The organism is Mammaliicoccus sp. C-M13, assembly GCF_022386845.1.
Taxonomy (GTDB): domain Bacteria; phylum Bacillota; class Bacilli; order Staphylococcales; family Staphylococcaceae; genus Mammaliicoccus; species Mammaliicoccus lentus.
The window spans coordinates 15861-33572 of the sequence record NZ_JAJNHQ010000002.1 but is presented as its reverse complement, the minus strand read 5'-3'; the positions used below and the strand labels follow the sequence as shown (position 1 = coordinate 33572).

Annotated in this window: 20 protein-coding genes; 9 read left to right on the top strand and 11 right to left on the bottom strand. The window is 29.8% G+C overall.

Annotated elements, in window-relative coordinates; translation table 11 throughout:
- Positions 1-14 precede the first annotated feature (14 nt).
- Complete coding sequence (locus LQ615_RS01880) at positions 15-1547, bottom strand: FAD/NAD(P)-binding protein (protein ID WP_214269926.1); 1533 nt, start codon at positions 1545-1547, stop codon at positions 15-17.
- A 384-nt stretch (positions 1548-1931) separates the two neighbouring features.
- Between LQ615_RS01880 and LQ615_RS01875 the strand changes: the two genes are divergently transcribed.
- From LQ615_RS01875 to LQ615_RS01855, 5 genes are all read left to right on the top strand, one after another.
- A complete protein-coding gene (locus tag LQ615_RS01875; RefSeq protein ID WP_017000840.1) occupies positions 1932-3080 on the top strand; it encodes a betaine/proline/choline family ABC transporter ATP-binding protein in 1149 nt (382 codons plus the stop codon).
- 13 nt (positions 3081-3093) lie between these two features.
- Complete coding sequence (locus LQ615_RS01870) at positions 3094-3729, top strand: ABC transporter permease (RefSeq protein ID WP_064211683.1); 636 nt, start codon at positions 3094-3096, stop codon at positions 3727-3729.
- Between the two features lie 15 nt (positions 3730-3744).
- On the top strand, positions 3745-4695 hold the full coding sequence (locus tag LQ615_RS01865) for an osmoprotectant ABC transporter substrate-binding protein (protein ID WP_017000842.1): 951 nt from the start codon (positions 3745-3747) through the stop codon (positions 4693-4695).
- 1 nt (position 4696) lies between these two features.
- A complete protein-coding gene (locus LQ615_RS01860; RefSeq protein WP_135032669.1) occupies positions 4697-5386 on the top strand; it encodes an ABC transporter permease in 690 nt (229 codons plus the stop codon).
- A gap of 165 nt (positions 5387-5551) precedes the next feature.
- Entirely contained in the window at positions 5552-6382 is an 831-nt protein-coding gene (locus tag LQ615_RS01855; RefSeq protein ID WP_064211681.1) for a DUF6612 family protein, read from the top strand.
- A 254-nt stretch (positions 6383-6636) separates the two neighbouring features.
- Here LQ615_RS01855 and sagB read toward each other — a convergent pair whose 3' ends face one another.
- Together sagB and LQ615_RS01845 are read right to left on the bottom strand one after the other, a co-directional pair.
- Entirely contained in the window at positions 6637-7569 is a 933-nt protein-coding gene (gene sagB / locus LQ615_RS01850; protein WP_064211334.1) for a peptidoglycan release complex glucosaminidase SagB, read from the bottom strand.
- Positions 7570-7753: 184 nt separating this feature from the next.
- Positions 7754-7975: a hypothetical protein gene (locus LQ615_RS01845; protein ID WP_017000846.1), complete on the bottom strand. Its 222-nt coding sequence runs from the start codon at positions 7973-7975 to the stop codon at positions 7754-7756.
- Positions 7976-8264: 289 nt separating this feature from the next.
- On the opposite strand from LQ615_RS01845, the gene LQ615_RS01840 reads away from it, so the two are divergent.
- Together LQ615_RS01840 and LQ615_RS01835 are read left to right on the top strand one after the other, a co-directional pair.
- A complete protein-coding gene (locus LQ615_RS01840) occupies positions 8265-8741 on the top strand; it encodes a sigma-70 RNA polymerase sigma factor region 4 domain-containing protein (protein ID WP_239703712.1) in 477 nt (158 codons plus the stop codon).
- 92 nt (positions 8742-8833) lie between these two features.
- Positions 8834-9262, top strand: a complete 429-nt coding sequence (locus LQ615_RS01835) for a competence protein ComK (protein WP_210618569.1) — start codon at positions 8834-8836, stop codon at positions 9260-9262.
- 70 nt (positions 9263-9332) lie between these two features.
- On the opposite strand, the gene LQ615_RS01830 is transcribed toward LQ615_RS01835, so the two are convergent.
- The 4 genes from LQ615_RS01830 to LQ615_RS01815 form a co-directional block, all read right to left on the bottom strand.
- Positions 9333-10157 (bottom strand): DUF5996 family protein, encoded by an 825-nt coding sequence (locus LQ615_RS01830; RefSeq protein WP_017000849.1) that lies wholly within the window; start codon positions 10155-10157, stop codon positions 9333-9335.
- 21 nt (positions 10158-10178) lie between these two features.
- Entirely contained in the window at positions 10179-10628 is a 450-nt protein-coding gene (locus LQ615_RS01825; RefSeq protein WP_103269552.1) for a hypothetical protein, read from the bottom strand.
- Positions 10629-10728: 100 nt separating this feature from the next.
- Positions 10729-11370 carry an HAD family hydrolase gene (locus LQ615_RS01820; protein ID WP_064205318.1) on the bottom strand — a complete coding sequence of 214 codons (642 nt, stop codon included), beginning with the start codon at positions 11368-11370 and terminating at the stop codon, positions 10729-10731.
- Positions 11371-11426: 56 nt separating this feature from the next.
- Positions 11427-11816 carry a hypothetical protein gene (locus LQ615_RS01815; RefSeq protein WP_064205317.1) on the bottom strand — a complete coding sequence of 130 codons (390 nt, stop codon included), beginning with the start codon at positions 11814-11816 and terminating at the stop codon, positions 11427-11429.
- Between the two features lie 210 nt (positions 11817-12026).
- Between LQ615_RS01815 and LQ615_RS01810 the strand changes: the two genes are divergently transcribed.
- The gene (locus LQ615_RS01810) at positions 12027-13373 is read left to right on the top strand and encodes a PepSY-associated TM helix domain-containing protein (protein ID WP_218688429.1); all 1347 of its coding nucleotides are present in this window, start codon (positions 12027-12029) and stop codon (positions 13371-13373) included.
- Positions 13374-13491: 118 nt separating this feature from the next.
- Here LQ615_RS01810 and LQ615_RS01805 read toward each other — a convergent pair whose 3' ends face one another.
- The 4 genes from LQ615_RS01805 to LQ615_RS01790 all read right to left on the bottom strand — a co-directional run bounded on the left by LQ615_RS01805 (position 13492) and on the right by LQ615_RS01790 (position 16624).
- A complete protein-coding gene (locus LQ615_RS01805) occupies positions 13492-13653 on the bottom strand; it encodes a hypothetical protein (protein WP_017001124.1) in 162 nt (53 codons plus the stop codon).
- 106 nt (positions 13654-13759) lie between these two features.
- Positions 13760-14314, bottom strand: a complete 555-nt coding sequence (locus LQ615_RS01800; RefSeq protein WP_239703713.1) for a sugar O-acetyltransferase — start codon at positions 14312-14314, stop codon at positions 13760-13762.
- Between the two features lie 540 nt (positions 14315-14854).
- Entirely contained in the window at positions 14855-15712 is an 858-nt protein-coding gene (locus LQ615_RS01795) for a cation diffusion facilitator family transporter (RefSeq protein WP_017001143.1), read from the bottom strand.
- 201 nt (positions 15713-15913) lie between these two features.
- Positions 15914-16624 carry a transaldolase gene (locus LQ615_RS01790; RefSeq protein ID WP_017001142.1) on the bottom strand — a complete coding sequence of 237 codons (711 nt, stop codon included), beginning with the start codon at positions 16622-16624 and terminating at the stop codon, positions 15914-15916.
- Positions 16625-16826: 202 nt separating this feature from the next.
- Here LQ615_RS01790 and LQ615_RS01785 point away from each other — a divergent pair, with 202 nt between their 5' ends.
- On the top strand, positions 16827-17675 hold the full coding sequence (locus tag LQ615_RS01785; protein WP_017001141.1) for an MBL fold metallo-hydrolase: 849 nt from the start codon (positions 16827-16829) through the stop codon (positions 17673-17675).
- Positions 17676-17712: the final 37 nt, after the last annotated feature.

Sequence of the window (17712 nt, the reverse complement as noted above, 5' to 3'; positions counted from 1 at the left end):
TAAATTTAATATATTTATTTATTTTTCTTCTTTTTCGACTTTTTCTTTTTGTTATTATTTTTTAAGTTTCTTTCTTCTAGTTCAATATATAAATCATTAACGGCTCTAACTGTTTCATCCACTAATAATGAAACGCCATTAACATCAAAATTTACACCACTTGTAATTTGTCCTATTGCTTTTAAATTTGGCATTGTTCCATATTTAGGGCTAATTATTTCATTAGAATATGGCACTACTAAAATACCACCAAAAGGATGAGGCGCAATGATTTGTTTGTTTTCTAAACCTTTTATAAAATGCTCATCCTCATTTAATTCAGATAAATGCATTTTAGGACCTGTTGCATTAATAACATAGTGATAACTATCTTCATTTTCACTATTTTTATATTTTAGTCTAAATTTCCCATAATATTTACGAACGTTTTCTAATCCTTCTTTTACGACTACATCTCCACTTTCTATCCATTCAATTAATTGTTTAGCTGAAGATTGTGGCATGGGGTTAGCGTTTCTTTTAAAATGCTGACCGTATTTAGATAAAAATGTTTCTTTATCTTTTATAGTCATTGCGTTCCATAGTGGAATCATATTATGTTTTACTTCTTCAACAAAGGATTGGAAGTGCCCAACTTCGTCTTCATGCTTTAAATCATATTTTATATTGATTACATTATCTTTTTTAAATCGATGTAACATTTTCTTTAAATCAATATTTTGATATTCACACTCTTTTTTAAACAATTCTTCTATTTCAAATAATGGTGCTATTCCTTTATGAATTTTTTTGATTTTTTCTACTTCTTCAACACAAATATACTTTAATTTAATATCATGGTTAATACCACGAACTGTCGGAAACTGAGCATGTCTAGAAGTCACTACAATCGGAAATTGTTTATGGTTTTCCATAACATATCGAATAACATCAACTGAACTTAATCCTGTACCAATAATAGCAATATCGTCATTTTCTTTAACGCCTCTCAAAGATTGTACAGTTGGATAAGGTGATTCTATATATCCTTTCACACCTTTTAATTTATAAGGATCTTTGTAAGGTAAAGTTCCAATCGTCATAAAAACATAATCATATTTTTGACATACCGCTTCATTATCTTCTATATAACAAATATCTATTTTATATTGTCCTCGCTCATCTTTAATTTCTTCAACATAGCAACTATCAACTTTGTATTTGTGAACGAAGATATTATCATATTTGTTTAAAATATTATGTAAAATAGATTTCATATAATGACCAAAAACTAATCTTGGTAAATACTTTGCTTTTCCATAATCAAAAATGTCATTGTTTTTATACCATTTTTTAAAATCTTTTTCGTCATCTGGATCTAATGACATTTGATTGGCCGGAAGATTAATAAGTAAACGATCACTATCATTTTGAAATGGCTTCCCCATCCCCATGTCTTCTGAACTATCAAAAATATCCACGGTGATGTTTTTAAAATTTTTATGTTTAGTCAATTGGTTTAAAGTGCTTACGCCAGCAGTTCCCATACCTATAATTGCTACTTTCAATTTTTTCTCCTCCAAAATAACACAGTTTATATTACTTTAATTTTACCATTAGTATTTAAAATAGATGTATGATTTCTCTATTCTTTATATTATATTATTACCTCATTTCAAATTTCTAACCGTAATATGCCTTAAACACTATTGTCCATGCACTATATGCAAGATTTTAGCATACGATTTCTTGTCACTTTTTTATTCTTTACATATATGACAATATTCTTACTTTAATATTTTTCGCGATTTTACGCTTTTTATAAATTTTCTTATTTTTTATAAAATTCGCTTTTCAAAAACCTTAGCACATGTAAATTTTATAAATATGCATATAATATGCTATAATGATAAACGTTGTTATTTTACATATTAAAATAAAGGAGAAGTGTTATGTTATCAATACAAGACTTAACTAAAGTTTATCGTGGCGGTAAAAAAGCTGTAGATAGTATCAGTATGGAAATTGAATCTGGTGAATTTATAGCATTTATTGGTACGAGTGGTAGCGGTAAAACTACTGCTTTAAGAATGATTAATCGCATGATTGAACCCACTGGTGGAACAATCACTTTAAACGGGAAAGATTTAAGCAAGATGAATGCAGTAAGTTTAAGAAGAAGTGTAGGATATGTCATTCAACAAATTGGTTTAATGCCACATATGACAATTCGCGAAAATATTGTTCTAGTTCCTAAATTATTAAAATGGAATAAAGAAGAAAAAGAAAAGAAAGCAAAAGAGCTTATTAATTTAGTTGATTTACCTGAAAGCTATTTAGATTTATATCCCTCTCAATTATCTGGAGGACAACAACAACGTATAGGTGTCGTTAGAGCGCTAGCAGCAGATCAAGACATTATCCTTATGGATGAGCCGTTTGGTGCCTTGGACCCTATTACGAGAGATACACTCCAAGATCTTGTCAAAACGCTACAACATAAATTAGGAAAAACAATTATCTTCGTAACACACGATATGGATGAAGCTATTAAGTTAGCAGATAGAATTTGTATCATGTCTGAAGGAGAAATTGTTCAATTTGATACACCTAATAACATTCTTAAACACCCAGCTAATGATTTCGTTAGTGAATTTATCGGTCAAAATAGATTGATACAAGATAGACCTAACTTAAAAGTTGTAGATGACGCTATGATTAGTGCTATTACAATTACTTCTGAAAAAACAATAGACGAAGCTGTAACATTAATGCGTGATAGACGTGTCGATGTTCTATTTGTTACGAATCTCAAAGGTAAATTAGTAGGTTGTATTGACATTGAAGACTTAAATGAAGGCTATCGAAAAGGTAGCGATATTATCGATATGATGGACCGAAATGTTTACACTGTTAAAACAGGTACGATGCTTCAAGATTCAGTGCGTACAATACTTAAGAGAAACGTTAGATTAATTCCTGTTGTCGATAACCAAAACTTAATCAAAGGTGTTATAACAAGAGCTAGCCTTGTTGATATAGTTTATGATTCAATTTGGGGATTAAATGAAGAAGAAGCAAAAACAAGTGATATTAAATAAGGAGTGAACAATTGTGATAGAATTTCTTCAAGTTAATGGACAAGAACTATTTCAAAAAACAATAGAACACTTCTATATCTCTTTCGTTGCGCTTTTACTAGCAATGGTTGTTTCAATACCTTTAGGTATCGTGTTAACACGAACGAAAAAACTTGCCAAAGTAGTATTGTCAATAGCTAGTGTTCTACAAACCGTACCATCTTTAGCGGTATTAGCAATTATGATACCTTTCTTAGGGGTCGGTAAATTACCTGCAATTATTGCATTATTTATTTATATTTTATTACCTATTCTAAACAATACGTACATAGGCATTAATAATGTTGATAAAAACGTTAAAGGTGCCGGCATTAGTATGGGAATGACTAAATTCCAAGAAATGTATATGGTTGAACTCCCTCTAGCCATTTCTGTAATCATGAGTGGTATACGCTTATCTAGTGTATATGCTATCAGTTGGGCAACTTTAGCAAGTTTCATAGGAGCAGGTGGTTTAGGTGACTTTATCTTTAACGGGTTAAACCTATATCAACCAGACCTAATAATCGGTGGTGCAATTGCGGTTACAGCAATCGCGCTAATTATGGATTTTGTACTTTCTAAAGTCGAAGAATGGGTTACACCTAAAGGGTTAAAAGTTTCAAGATAAGGAGGAAACATAAACATGAAAAAATATTTTAAATTGTTTATTCCGATAGTTACGCTAACAGTAATTTTATCCGGATGTTCCCTACCTTTTCTTGGAGGAACTGGTGATAAAAACTCTGTAAAAATCGGAATGCAAAACACAAGTGAATCACAAATAATAGGTCATATAGATAGACTAATGATTGAACATGAAGCAAAAAAAGATAATGTTAACGAAAATAATATTCAAATGATTAATAATTTAGGTTCTTCAACTGTTACATTCAACGCAATGAATACAGGTGACGCTAATATATCCAGTGCACGTTACACAGGTACAGATTTAACTGGCGCTTTAAACATGGACCCTATTACAGATCCTGATAAAGCTTTGAAAGTTGTAAGAAAAGCTTTCGATGAAGATTATAATCAAAAATGGTACGGTTCATACGGATTCGAAAATACTTACGCTATGATGGTTACAAAAGAAACAGCTGAGAAATATAACCTTAAAAAAGTATCGGATATGAAAAATGTTGCAGATAAATTAGAGGCAGGCGTAGACTCTTCTTGGATGAAACGACCTGGTGATGGTTATCCTGCTTTCAAAGAAAAATATGGTTTTGACTTCAAACGTACAAGACCTATGCAAATCGGTTTAGTATATGATGCATTAAATACTGGAAAAATGGATGTAGTCCTTGGATATACAACTGATGGTAGAATCGCAAGTTATGACTTAGTTGTATTAGAAGACGACTTACGTTTCTTCCCTCCATATGATGCAAGTCCTCTAGTTACTGAAGAATTAATTAAAGAAAAACCTTATGTAGATAGAGCGATGAAAAAACTCGAAGGAAAAATTTCAACTGAACAAATGCAAAAATTAAACTACGAAGCTGATAATAACTTAAAAGAACCAGCTGTAGTTGCTGAAGAATTCCTTAAGAAACATAATTATTTTGACGACGAAAAGGACGGTGAGTAAATTGACGAATGGAAATGTATTAACACAATTAATTGAATACTATAAGTATAATGGTGGTTATATTTTTCAACTATTCTTAGACCATTTACTCATTTCTGTTTATGGCGTATTATTTGCGGTTATAGTAGGTATACCATTAGGCATTATTATTGCAAGATATTCTAAATTATCAGGTTTCATCATAACTTTAGCAAATATCATACAAACCGTACCTGCTTTAGCACTATTAGCTATTTTAATGCTAGTTATGGGATTGGGTTCAAATACAGTTGTTATGACTGTCTTCCTATATGCCCTACTCCCTATCATCAAAAATACTTATACTGGTATTAAAAACGTAGATAGCGGAATCAAAGACGCGGGTAAAGGTATGGGAATGACTTCTAAACAAGTATTAACGATGGTCGAACTACCATTATCACTTTCCGTAATGATTGGTGGTATAAGAATTGCATTTGTAATCGCAATTGGTGTTACAGCTATAGGATCATTCATCGGCTCTTCATCCCTTGGTGATATAATCATTAGAGGTACAAATGCTACAGACGGTACATCACTTATCCTAGCTGGTGCAATTCCAACAGCTTTACTAGCAGTACTAAGTGATATTGTGTTAGGGTATATAGAAAGAAAATTAGATCCTACTAAGCGTAAGCAAAAGGAACCTCAACCACAAACACTTTCGGAGTGATAAAATGAAATTTATATTAAAAATACTCATTGCATTTGTTGCAATATTAATACTTTCACCCAAGAAAAAACTTAAGTAAATGTAATAAAATGGACATAAATATAATAATTTTTGCAATTAAATTATATTTAATGTTACCATGTTTAAAACAAGGGAGGAAGCCAAATGAAATTCAGAGTATTAGGCAGTTTATTTTTATCTTCATCTCTATTATTAGCAGCTTGTGGAAATAGCGGTGATGATGATTCAGGAAAGAAAACTGAAAAAAAAGAAGAAACTAAAAGTGCTAGTCAAGTAATATCTGATTTACAAGACAATGCTAAAGATGTTAATAGTTATCATACAGATAATGCGATTGCAATGAAACCTAAAGACGGTGAATCACAAAAAGTCAAAGTCGGCATGGATGTTGACGAAAAAGAAACAGCAAAACTAGTAACAAATCAAGCCGGTCAAGAAATGACGATTTACGTACAAGGTAAAAAAATGGTAGCTAAAGCGAACGATCAATGGATAGATTTATCATCTCAAGTAGATAACATGGATATAGATAGTTCATTAGATCAATTAAACTATGAAAAATACGTTAAATCATTAGATGGATTCAAAGATGCTAAAGCTAAAAAAGTCGATGATGGATATGAATTAAAATATAACATCAAAAATAAAGAAGACTTCAAAAAATTAGCTAGTTCATCAGGTAATAAAGACCAACTTGAACAATTTGAAGATCAAATTGATGACGTTTCTGGTGATGCAGTTCTTAAAGTAAATAAAGATAATGAAATTGAATCATATATTTTAGATTCTAAACTTAAAAAAGACAAAGACACAGCAAACATCAAGACAAAAGTTACTTATGATAAAATCAATGATATAGATGAAATTAAAATTCCAGACGAAGCAAAAGATGCTAAGAAAATAGAAGACTTACAAAAAGAGCAATCTTCTGATCAGAAATCTTCTGAAAGTTCAAATTCAGAAGAAGCATCATAATATAACGATAGAAAGTCCGAGGCATATATAATATGTCTCGGACTTTTTTAATTATTTTAGCAGTATATAATTGGACTGACAATACGCTTATATCAAGTGTTTCGATATTAAGCATCTGTGCTATGTAGACATACTCTTATTGGATTAAGCATGATATTAGCTCACATAGACACTATCTTCTATTAAAAGTGATTTATCATATAAAAAAACAGCCAATCCTTTTCCTGGATTGGCTGTTTTTATAGAGTTAGAATTTATTTTCTAGCCTCTTCTTGTTCTAATTTTTTATCTAATTCTTTTATAGAAAGTGATTTATCAGTATCTTTATATTTATAAACAATATAGTACTTACCTTCTGTTTTTAAATCTGAATAGAATTCTGCAATAATACGTGCGTTACTTTGTGCCCATTTAATATCCGTTGCATATTGATGTACACCTGGTTTCTCAGGATTCCATCTCATACTATATAAAGTATTTTGCTCTGGATTTGATAAATAGTGATCATGAATAAACTTAGCACCGCCTGATATTGCTTTATGTGGGGTATCCCAACCTTTTTTCTTAGCATATCTAGCTCCAGTACCTATTGGATCTTCATCTAATGCGCCTACACCATAGAAATTATAGTATTTCTTACCATCAGATTCTTCTTTAGAATTTGTCACTTTTCCTTTATCCGTTAATAATACACCATTAGCTAGTTTACTCTTATTATTACCTGTTTCTAAAATAGCATGACTAATTAAGTACACCTCATTAACATGTTCTTGTTTAGCAGCATCTAAAAATTGATTTGAGTATTTCTCAAGTGCTCCTCTTTCTCTTAGCATGTGGTGGAATCTTTTTTCATCAATACCTTGATACTCTGATAAATTTAAAAACTGATAAACTTGTTTTTTATCATTTAGTATCTTTTCAACATCCATTACATCATGTATTTCACTTCTTGACGCATTCTTCCAATTGCCTGACTCTGTTGCTACCTGCATTTTCGTATCATTTTTATATTGTTTTTCAACGGCTTTACTTAAAGTTAGTGGTACCTCTACATTTTCTTCTTGTTTATCTACTTCGTAAAACTTTAAATGATTTGAAATTAAATAATAGAACAGGCCAACAATTATTGCTAAAACTAATAATAATACGACTATATTTTTAATTGTTTCTAGCCTGGCATTCTTCATCGTTTCACCTCTAAATTTGTAAACTTATAACCGATATCATTTTGATTAACTATTTTTAAAAAGTTTACCTCTTATATTTTAAAGGATTACAACGGAATATTCAAAATTTAAATTATTAAGTTTTAATTACTATTATATTTCAATTCAAATAAAAAAAGCAGACATACTTTAAAAGCATGTTTGCTTATTTATAAGGTGTATAGTCCATGAAAATAAATGACATTGCAGCTGATCTATTTTTATAGTTGTAATGACTTAGATTAATCGTTCCTTCTTCTTCACCATTTCTATAATTCATAAATCGGTTTACATTGTTAATCATTACAAAATCAGCATTATCTCTAATATTATTTAGTTCATTGTTTCTCGCAAAAAAATGTTCTAAATTTAAGTGTTCATAATCCATAAGATGAACCTCCTAGTCTTTGCCCCAATAAAACATATGTCCATATATATCCAAATATACACGTTATTATGGCAATTGTAAATCATTTAAACGTATAATTTTTAATGTGCTTTTTTATGTTTTATTTCGGCTATATTTTTATATTTTTTACGTAAATTTACGTTTTATTTTGTTTAATCTATATTAGACCTTTATATATGTTGTTTTCAAATTAAACGCTTGTTCCTAAAATATATATAATTAGTACATCCGGAAATACTAGTGTGCATGCCCACAAAAAGAGGCAACCATGTTAGACAAGCAATTCAATTTGAATTATAAAAAATACGAAAAAATGATACATCATCTTTTGCATCAACACCAAATTAAATATCATTACGATGATTACTTTCAACTTATGGTTATAAAACTATGGGATTTATTAAAATCCTATGATGAATCGAAATCTACAAATCAGGAAAAATACATTTATTTAAAGTTAAAGTATTATTTAATCGATTGTCTAAGAAGAAATATTAAAGAAATAAACCGTTTTTTGCCTACGTCTGATTATACACTACTTGATCAATCGTACAGTGATTTTTATCAATATGAATTATATAGTTTATTGGAGATTTTAAATGAAGAGGAGTTGACTTGGCTCAATTTAACATTACAGGGTTTTTCTACAAACGAAATAAGCATATATATGAATAAGAGTCCTTCATCAATTAAAAGATATAGAAAATCAACTAGAGAAAAATTAAAATCGGAATTCTTATTTTAGATTTTAACAATGAGCTATACACTGTCAGCATTTATATATAAAATATTAAGTGTTAGGAGGTGTAGTTACTGAAGACATTAATTTGTGCAGACATGACCTTTTTAAAACGTTCAGAAAATCCTATATATAAATACCAAATAGAATATATACAGCATCCAATCCAATACACTAACCTTTCTGTTAAAACCCTTATAGACGATGCTTTAAAAATTGAGGGTGCTAATATGCGCACTCGCGAACAATATGCTAAATATATTTTGAAAGTTCATAAACTTATTCCTCTCATGATTTACGCTACACAAGACTTTGTTCTATTCCCTACTACATCAAAATCTCACTTTGATTATATGTTAATCAATGCTAAGCAAATACAACATATTGAACCATTGTCATATCATACAGAAATAAAATTCAAGAATAATAATACTATCAATATAGATCAAGATTATCATCTGATTAGTAAAAAGTTTGGTGAATCCTTAAGACTCATACACTACCAAAAATATCATTTAAGGATTTAAAAAAGAGTGGGCACATGAAATCTTATAATAAAATTAGACTCATTACCCATTCTCTTTAAAATGCATTTTATTATTTTGTTAATTTACTACTCACACCAGAAAGTAAAGCTTGATAAGCACTATTAAAGAAAGTTAGTAATACTTCATCTCTTCTCATAATGCTTTCTAAGTCTTCTTCATAAATTAAAAAGCTACCATCTTTACCATTGTATTCAGCATAAGAGGGTTCAACTTGTTTTAAATTTATTTTATCTTTTTTAAATGGATTAATCTTCAGAACATAGTATGGCGACTCTCTATACTTATCTCCAAAATAATAACATAATGAAACTGTATATTCATCATTACCTTCAACATAAAAAATAGAAGTAACATCAAATTTATCCCAGAATAAACCTGTTTTTACATCTTTAATATTTCTTGAATGTAGAAATTGATAATGATCGTATTGTGCTTGTTGCATCAAGCGAAGTGCATGATAAGCTATTTTAGGATTAAAAGTACGTTCTTTATCATCCTTATCTAATGTTGTTTCATAAGGTATATTATAAGGTTTCGTATTAATTTTAATTGTTATATCATGTTCTTCTAATATTTCGAAAATAAATTCATAATATTCCTGAATTGTTTGTCCTGTTTTTATTAGTAATGAGTGCTCTTCTTTGTCTACTTTCACAACCAATGTTTGATCCAATAAATCTAAAGTTATTTCAAATTCATGACCATTACTTTGTAATACACCTGTTGATAAACCAACTTGATTAACTGTCAGCATGACATGTTTATATAGTGGCTCTGGTTCTTTTGTTTCTATACAACACTTACCCATTATTTGTGCTATATATCTTATAGTTGCTCGTGTTTCACGCCACTCGTCAAAATATAATAAACTCATTCATGACACCCCCTACATATGCTACGATAAATCTTTGAGCCATTTGGCTATTAGTATTCTTTTTGTGAAGTAAGCATTTACCCACTTTATGCCTTTATAACCAATGAAAAGTAATACGACACCTAGAATGATGTAGAGTAGCTGAAATAATAGCGCCTCACTTAAAGGTTTTGTAAAGTATAAAGTGAATGTACCTAATATTAACAATGCTGCCGTAATGAGAATACCTACCATGAGGACATTACCAAATAGTAGTCCACCTAACGTCATAGCTTTATCTATTGAACTCGGTGGTTTAGCTTTATCTATAATTTCTTTCTCAAGAAAATTAGAAACAAAATGACTAGGTTTACCATGTTGCTCTAATAGATTTTCATTGCTATTTAGCATTTCTGTAGCAACTTCTTTTTCTTTATTGTTTATAAACCACAATTTTTTATAAACAACTGCTTTATATTGTTCGTTATTCATGCAACACCTCTAAATGTCATTAGTAAATTTATTATAACATTAATCAATATACGTTGGGATTAAATTAATCTTAGATTTAAACTATTAAATAAAACCTATTTTATGCTCGTTCAAGATAACGTTCTATAATTTCTTCAGCCTTTACATTCTTATCTAAAATATTTATATGACTAAAGTCCAAGTCTTCTGTAATATCATGTGTTATAACAATAACATCCATTCCAGCATCAACAGCTGCTTGAGCTCCATTAGGTGTATCCTCAATTGCTAAGCACTTATCAGGTTCTACGTTTAATTCATGAGCTGCCTGAATATATAATTCCGGATTAGGTTTTACAAATGCTACATCTTCTCTTCCTTTTATAACATTTATATTTTTATTCAACTCTAAACGTTCAACGTTATGTATTATATCTTTTTTGTAACTACTAGTAGCAATACCCATCTTCAAATTAGTTTCCACACTATAATCGTATAATTTTTTAACTTCTGGTTTTAGTGGTAAATTGTATGTGCCTTTATAATGATCTTCAAACATTTCTTTTAATGCAATTTCTGAACCTAGTGCATTAAATATTTTTTCATCTAATTCTTTTGATACTGATCCGATTGAGGCTTTATATTCATCTAAAGATATAGGTGGATTTTTATAATTTTCAATATGCTTATTTAGTGTATTAAATAAATGAATCTCTGTATCTATAATTGTACCGTCAAAATCGAAAATAATTGCTTCGTACATATTTAACACTCCATTCTAAAAAAATAAAAGTCACGAAATCGTGACTTATTTGTATTTTATAAACCTTCTGATTTTAGAGTTAACTCTAAACGATCGATAATATTCTCCAATTGTATAATACTTAACCCTTTTTCTTTAGCAATTACTTCTTGATTAGATGCTAAATATTGGACAATAAGTTGTAAAGGGACAATTGCTCCACACTTTTTATTATCCTCATTAATAATAAATAACCCGTCTGATTTACTTAAATTTAAATCTTGTTGTTCTTCCGAACTAAGATCGCCTTGAAAGTAAACTTCACCATGCTCAAAATTTTGATGTTTTCTTTCTTCTAAACTTATAACGGCTTCGTGAATACTTTCTTGATTTAAGCCTTTATAAAATTTATTTATTATATTTTTTCGACTTTTTTTGTCATTGATTAAAGTTACATTTGTAAGCACAGTAATTCACCTCATCTCATTTATTCAATTTTAACATTTTATTCTGAATTTTTAGAGTGTTTTAATATTACATTTTGGATACATTTATTACATGGCTTTTTCTAAATTCACTAAAGTTTCATAATTTTCCACTTTTTCATATTGTATTTATTTTCTTGAAGTTATACCTTTAACTAGGCGAGAATAAATAAAGAAATCGGGGATGTTATTGTGAAACAAGTTTATAACCCATTAAGACGTTTACATTTTTACGCAGCATTTTTTATTACGCCTTTACTTCTAACTTTATCTTTAACAGGCATTGGTTATTTATTTTTTACCAATGTAGAGAATCATATATATGAGGATGAATTTTTCTCAAATAGCGAAACAAAAGGTCATCAATCATTAGATGGTGCAGTTAAAGAAATACAAGAAGTTTATAAAGGATACGAAATCAAAAAAATAAGTATTATGGATGAACCTTACAATAACCGTGTCACAATCGGTAATGACAAAGGAGACTCTAGATACATATTTTTAGATGAACATAATCAAAGAGTGGCTAATCAAAATGCTAAATTCACTTATTCAAATGTACTTAGAGAATTGCACAGCTCTTTATTTGTTGGTGGTACAATCGTAAATTATTTAGTTGAATTAGCAGCATGTTGGACAATCTTTATGATACTATCTGGTGTTTATTTAACTTTCAAATCAAAAGCATTAAAGAATACTAAAAAGAAAAACGCATTCTTATTTAATAGACGACTACATGCAATAGTTGGATTAATCATAGCTATACCTATTTTTATAGTAGTCTTAACAGGCTTACCTTGGTCGGCGTTTATGGGAAAACAAATTAATCAGTTTGCAGAAGATCATCCAAAGTTAGGATATACAGCATTAAAATCTAACCCTCCAAAATCTGAAGATAATGAATTACCTTGGGCAACTAGAACTAAAGAAAAACCCAAATCGGAAAAGGATGCACATGCAGAGCATCATGGTAATTCAACAAGTATGATTGGTACAAATGGTCAACAAAGCTTAGAGAACATTATAACTCAAAGTAAACAAGATGGCATTAAAGAACCCTTCTCAGTAGTATATCCAGGAGATAAAGATGGGGTCTTCACTGTTTCTAAAAGCAGTAACAGTGGTGTAACTGGTCTAGACGTTCCACCTAAAGAAGAAACTACAGCTTATTATGATCAATATTCTAGCAAACAATTAGGTAAAGTTGACTATCAAGATTATGGAATTGTAGGAAAATGGTTTAGCTATGGTATCCCCCTTCACGAAGGTCATCTATTCGGTACAGCAAATAAAGTAATGAATTTACTAGTTTGCATCACATTCATAGGTGGCATAGTATTAGGTTTTATCACTTGGATGAAACGACGAAAAACTGGTACCTTTGGCGCTCCTCCAATTGTTAAAGGAAAGTGGTCACTTGGATTAATAATACCACTAGTGTTGTTAGGCATAATAATGCCGTTGTTTGGAGCTTCATTAGTGATTGTAGCAATAGTTGAATTTATATTATGGAAAAAAACTCAAAAAACCGTTACCTAAATATATCTAATAAAAAATAAGCATATCACTTTCAAACTGAGATAATCAGTTAAGTGATATGCTTATTTATTTTGAGTTAGGATCTAGGTCCCGAACTCAATCTTTATAATAAATATTCTTAATGGCTTTCATCATAATCATTACAAACCGCTTCTAATAAATATCTTAATTCATCATCATCCATATCATCTGGTACTCTCACTTTGATTAAATGGTTTTGATTTGTTATGACATGAAAGTAATGATGATCATTTTCATAGCCTTTTCCTAATATTTGCATGCATAACATCCCCTTTTGTTTTTATCGAACGCTATGACCATAATATACCATATTGATATGATTATTATTATGAATTAGTTTTAATTTATAGTAAATAACACAAGAATCAATCTATACTTTTGATTATCTTAGCTGGATTTCCTCCGACTACTTTATTAGAAGGAACGTCTTTAATCACTACTGCTCCAGAGGCAATTACTACATTATCACCGATAGTGACCCCAGGATTAACAACAACGCTACCGCCAATCCAAACATTATCACCAATTACTATCGGTTTAGCAAATTCTAATCCGGAATTTCTTTCACCTGGATCAATTGGGTGTGTCGCTGTGTATAATCCTACATTAGGACCAAACATACAATTATCACCGATATGTATTGTAGAAACATCTAACATTGTACAGTTGTAGTTAGAATAAAAATTTTCTCCTATAAAAATATTATATCCATAATCAACATTAAATAGTGGATTAATTTCAAAGTTTTCTTTATAACCACCTAATAATCTTTGTAGTACTTTTTTTCTTTTGTCTTTTTCTTTAATCGGTAATTGGTTAAACTCATATGTTAATTCGCGTGCTTTTTTTCTATCATCTATTAATTCATTGTCACTCGGTAAATATAAGTCCCCTCTTATCATTTTCTCTTTTTCAGTCATATTATCGTTCCTTTCTATTAATGAAACATCATTTTACATTATACATTTAATATAAACAAATAGAGAGTAAGACTAAAATTGAAAAATATTTTCAATCCAATCAACAATTGCCAATGTAACGAAAGAGTTAGGAACATAATTCCTTAGTTCGTTTTTGGATGGGACTGATCAAAAAGCAAGAGTTGATACTGTTATTGGATTTTCTATCTCATTAATCCAAATACACATACCTTTATTGGATTTTCTATCTCATTAATCCAACTAACCACACCTTTATTGGATTTTCTAAGACAATAATCCAACTAACCACACTTTTATTGGATTTTCTAAGACAATAATCCAACTAACCATACCTTTATGAAGTGCACCACAAAAGTTGAACCACAAATAAAGCACTTTTGTATATCTTAACGAGAAAAATCTAAAATGAAATATGATTTAAGGATTGCTATAATAGCAACAAATATAAGAAAAATGGAAAATTTAAAAATCAGCAAAACGAGTCTGAGACATATTTATGTCCCAGACTCGATAAGTTTTTTATAAATTAGGTTCAGGGTGAACATAAGACGAATATACCCCTGATTTTTGTAATTCTTTTTCAACTAAGTCACATATATCGTGAGCTTCGTCTAAAGAAAGTTTTTTATCTACAACAATTGTAACATCTAAAAACACACTATTTCCGTGGTATCGGCCTTTAATCGATGGAACATCTATTACACCAGGTATTTTAGATATATCCTCACTATAATTGTTTAAATCTTTTTCGTGAAATCCGTCACTAAGTGTAAATATAGATTCTTTAAATATTGAAAAACCAGTAAACACAATAATCACACCTAAAATAACTGCTAAGACAATATCCACTATAGGAAATCCAATTTGTGTGAATATTAGACCTATACCAGTACCAATACTGACTAATGCATCGGATAAGTTATCTTTAGATGCAGATTTTAAAGATGTACTCTTTGTTTTCTTTGATAAAGAATCATTAAATTTATATACGAGAAGCATGACAATACCACTGATGAAACTGACCCATATTGTTAAAGTGCTAGGTTGACCGTACTCTCCAGTGAAAAGTATAGGTATATTAGATGATATAACTTGAATACCTACGAACATGATTATAAATGAAACGATTAAAGTTGTGATATTCTCAGTCTTCATATGTCCATACGGATGATTCTTATCTGCTGGCTTTATAGATATTTTTAATCCTACTAATACAGCCACTGAAACGAAAATATCCGTTAAGTTATTTAAACTATCTGCTCTTAAAGCAGAAGAATGATAACTGGTACCTACTATATATTTTATAATTGAAAGAATGATATACATAACAATACTAATATATGCACCCTTTTGAGCTAGTCTTAAGTTGTTTGCCATATTGTCCACTCCATTTTTGTCATTGAAATATGATTATATAACAAAACAACAGACAAGTTAATGAATTAGCTATCGTAAAATAATATTAATTTAGTGGGTTAATTCTAGTTTAGGTCTACCTATAATTTAATATTTATTTCAGTAAAAAGGAGCTTGGTATATTATGTACCAAACTCCATTTTTATAACTTCTCAATATTAATTATAAAATGCTTAAACCACTTGCTTTAATATCTTTAGCGAAACCTTTAACTGTATCTACTGATAATTCATTTACATCTCTTCCAATGTTAGGAACCTTAGCCACTACATCTTTTGGACATGTAATAATATCAACACCAATTTCATCTGCTTGAACGACATTAAATAATTCTCTACAGCTTGCCCATAACAATTTCACGCCTTCTTTGCTATGACAAACTTTTTCTGCTTCTTTCATTAAAGGAAGTGGATCTACACCAGTATCAGCAATACGTCCTGCAAATACAGATACGTATGTTTCAACCCCCGGTTTAATCACTTCAACAATTTCTTTTACTTGTTCTATTGTATATACTGCCGTAACGTTTACTTTCACGTCATTCTCTGACAGTTTTTTAATAAGTGAAATCATAGATTCACCTTTAGTATTAACGACAGGAATTTTTACGAATACATTTTCACCGTATTGTTTTAAAATTTCCGCTTCTTTTTCCATAGTTTCTATATCATCCGCAAATACTTCAAATGAAATTGAAGCGTCTGGGATTGCTTTAACTGCTTCTTCAGCAAATGTTTTATAGTCAGTAACGCCTGCTTTTTTCATTAAACTAGGATTTGTAGTAAAACCATCTACTTCATTATTTTGGTATGCTTGCTTCATTTCTTCGATGTCTGCACCATCAGCAAATACTTGTACTTTTAGATTACTCATGCTATTCATTCCTTTCAATTTATGTAACATTATCGTACCACAATTTGCAATCGCTTACTAAATTATTTGATTTATATAACATTTGTTAAGCTTCCTTAAATGTAATTTCAATAGTTTTATGTCATAATATACATAAATATAAGTTTAATTATAAATATGATTTATATATTTAAAATATGGATTAACTAGGCGGTGAGTTACGATGATTGACAAGCATGAAATAATTAAACACTTCAAGCTATATTCAACGGGCTCCTTTCTAGGAGACGAAGCCATCATAAATAATAGAAAGAAAAGTTTAGTCGAACGCTATTATATCTTTTCTTATTATTTAGAAATTAACGATTTTAAAATTTTAATCAATACTGGTTTTTCAGAACGCGTTAAGCCTAGCACCGATTTAAAAACTTTAAAACTTTTTCATAGACAAGATTATAAAGTTTTTGAAACGTTGCCAAGCCAACTTATGAAAGACCATATTCATCCTGATCAAATTGATTACTGTATTATTACAAATTTCGCTAGTCACCACATTGGATATTTAAATGCTTTTAAAAACGCTACGATTATCACTTCTCATGAAGCTTATCATGATTTCATAACACAACAAGTTTCAAACAATAGCCTACAATTGAGTTTCCATGTTATGCCTGATGACTTTAAAGATCGTATAGAGTTTATAGAAAATTTTTCGAAAGTTGATGATTCTGTTCTTGGTAAAGGATTTAAAATTTTTAATAATGATTCACTAATCAGTTATTATTTACCTGGAGCAATGCCTGGTCAATTTGGCTTAATGATGAAATTTCAAGATTTAAATATATTCATGTGTAGTGACGCTGCATGGTGTCGTTCAAATTTAGACAAAAATGAACTTCCTACAAAACGATTACTTAAACAATCATACAATGGCGAGCGTTTTATAGAAACCCATATGAAATTAATTGATTTTAAGCATAGCAGTAACAAAAAGTTATTTATTCTTCCAAGCCACTGTAAAAAGATGGATGATTTTGAAGAAGTATTAAAGTTATTAGATGCATTGAATTAACATTTATGATAACATAAGCGATTATATGGAAATTTTG

Coding starts and splice junctions, on each gene's coding strand:
- LQ615_RS01795 (WP_017001143.1), bottom strand. CDS start 15,712: ATGGCAAACAACTTAAGACTAGCTCAAAAGGGTGCATATATTAGTATT.
- LQ615_RS01855 (WP_064211681.1), top strand. CDS start 5,552: ATGAAATTCAGAGTATTAGGCAGTTTATTTTTATCTTCATCTCTATTA.
- LQ615_RS01825 (WP_103269552.1), bottom strand. CDS start 10,628: ATGAATAACGAACAATATAAAGCAGTTGTTTATAAAAAATTGTGGTTT.
- LQ615_RS01820 (WP_064205318.1), bottom strand. CDS start 11,370: ATGTACGAAGCAATTATTTTCGATTTTGACGGTACAATTATAGATACA.
- LQ615_RS01865 (WP_017000842.1), top strand. CDS start 3,745: ATGAAAAAATATTTTAAATTGTTTATTCCGATAGTTACGCTAACAGTA.
- sagB (WP_064211334.1), bottom strand. CDS start 7,569: ATGAAGAATGCCAGGCTAGAAACAATTAAAAATATAGTCGTATTATTA.
- LQ615_RS01805 (WP_017001124.1), bottom strand. CDS start 13,653: ATGCAAATATTAGGAAAAGGCTATGAAAATGATCATCATTACTTTCAT.
- LQ615_RS01840 (WP_239703712.1), top strand. CDS start 8,265: ATGTTAGACAAGCAATTCAATTTGAATTATAAAAAATACGAAAAAATG.
- LQ615_RS01875 (WP_017000840.1), top strand. CDS start 1,932: ATGTTATCAATACAAGACTTAACTAAAGTTTATCGTGGCGGTAAAAAA.
- LQ615_RS01800 (WP_239703713.1), bottom strand. CDS start 14,314: ATGACTGAAAAAGAGAAAATGATAAGAGGGGACTTATATTTACCGAGT.
- LQ615_RS01790 (WP_017001142.1), bottom strand. CDS start 16,624: ATGAGTAATCTAAAAGTACAAGTATTTGCTGATGGTGCAGACATCGAA.
- LQ615_RS01845 (WP_017000846.1), bottom strand. CDS start 7,975: ATGGATTATGAACACTTAAATTTAGAACATTTTTTTGCGAGAAACAAT.
- LQ615_RS01835 (WP_210618569.1), top strand. CDS start 8,834: ATGACCTTTTTAAAACGTTCAGAAAATCCTATATATAAATACCAAATA.
- LQ615_RS01830 (WP_017000849.1), bottom strand. CDS start 10,157: ATGAGTTTATTATATTTTGACGAGTGGCGTGAAACACGAGCAACTATA.
- LQ615_RS01785 (WP_017001141.1), top strand. CDS start 16,827: ATGATTGACAAGCATGAAATAATTAAACACTTCAAGCTATATTCAACG.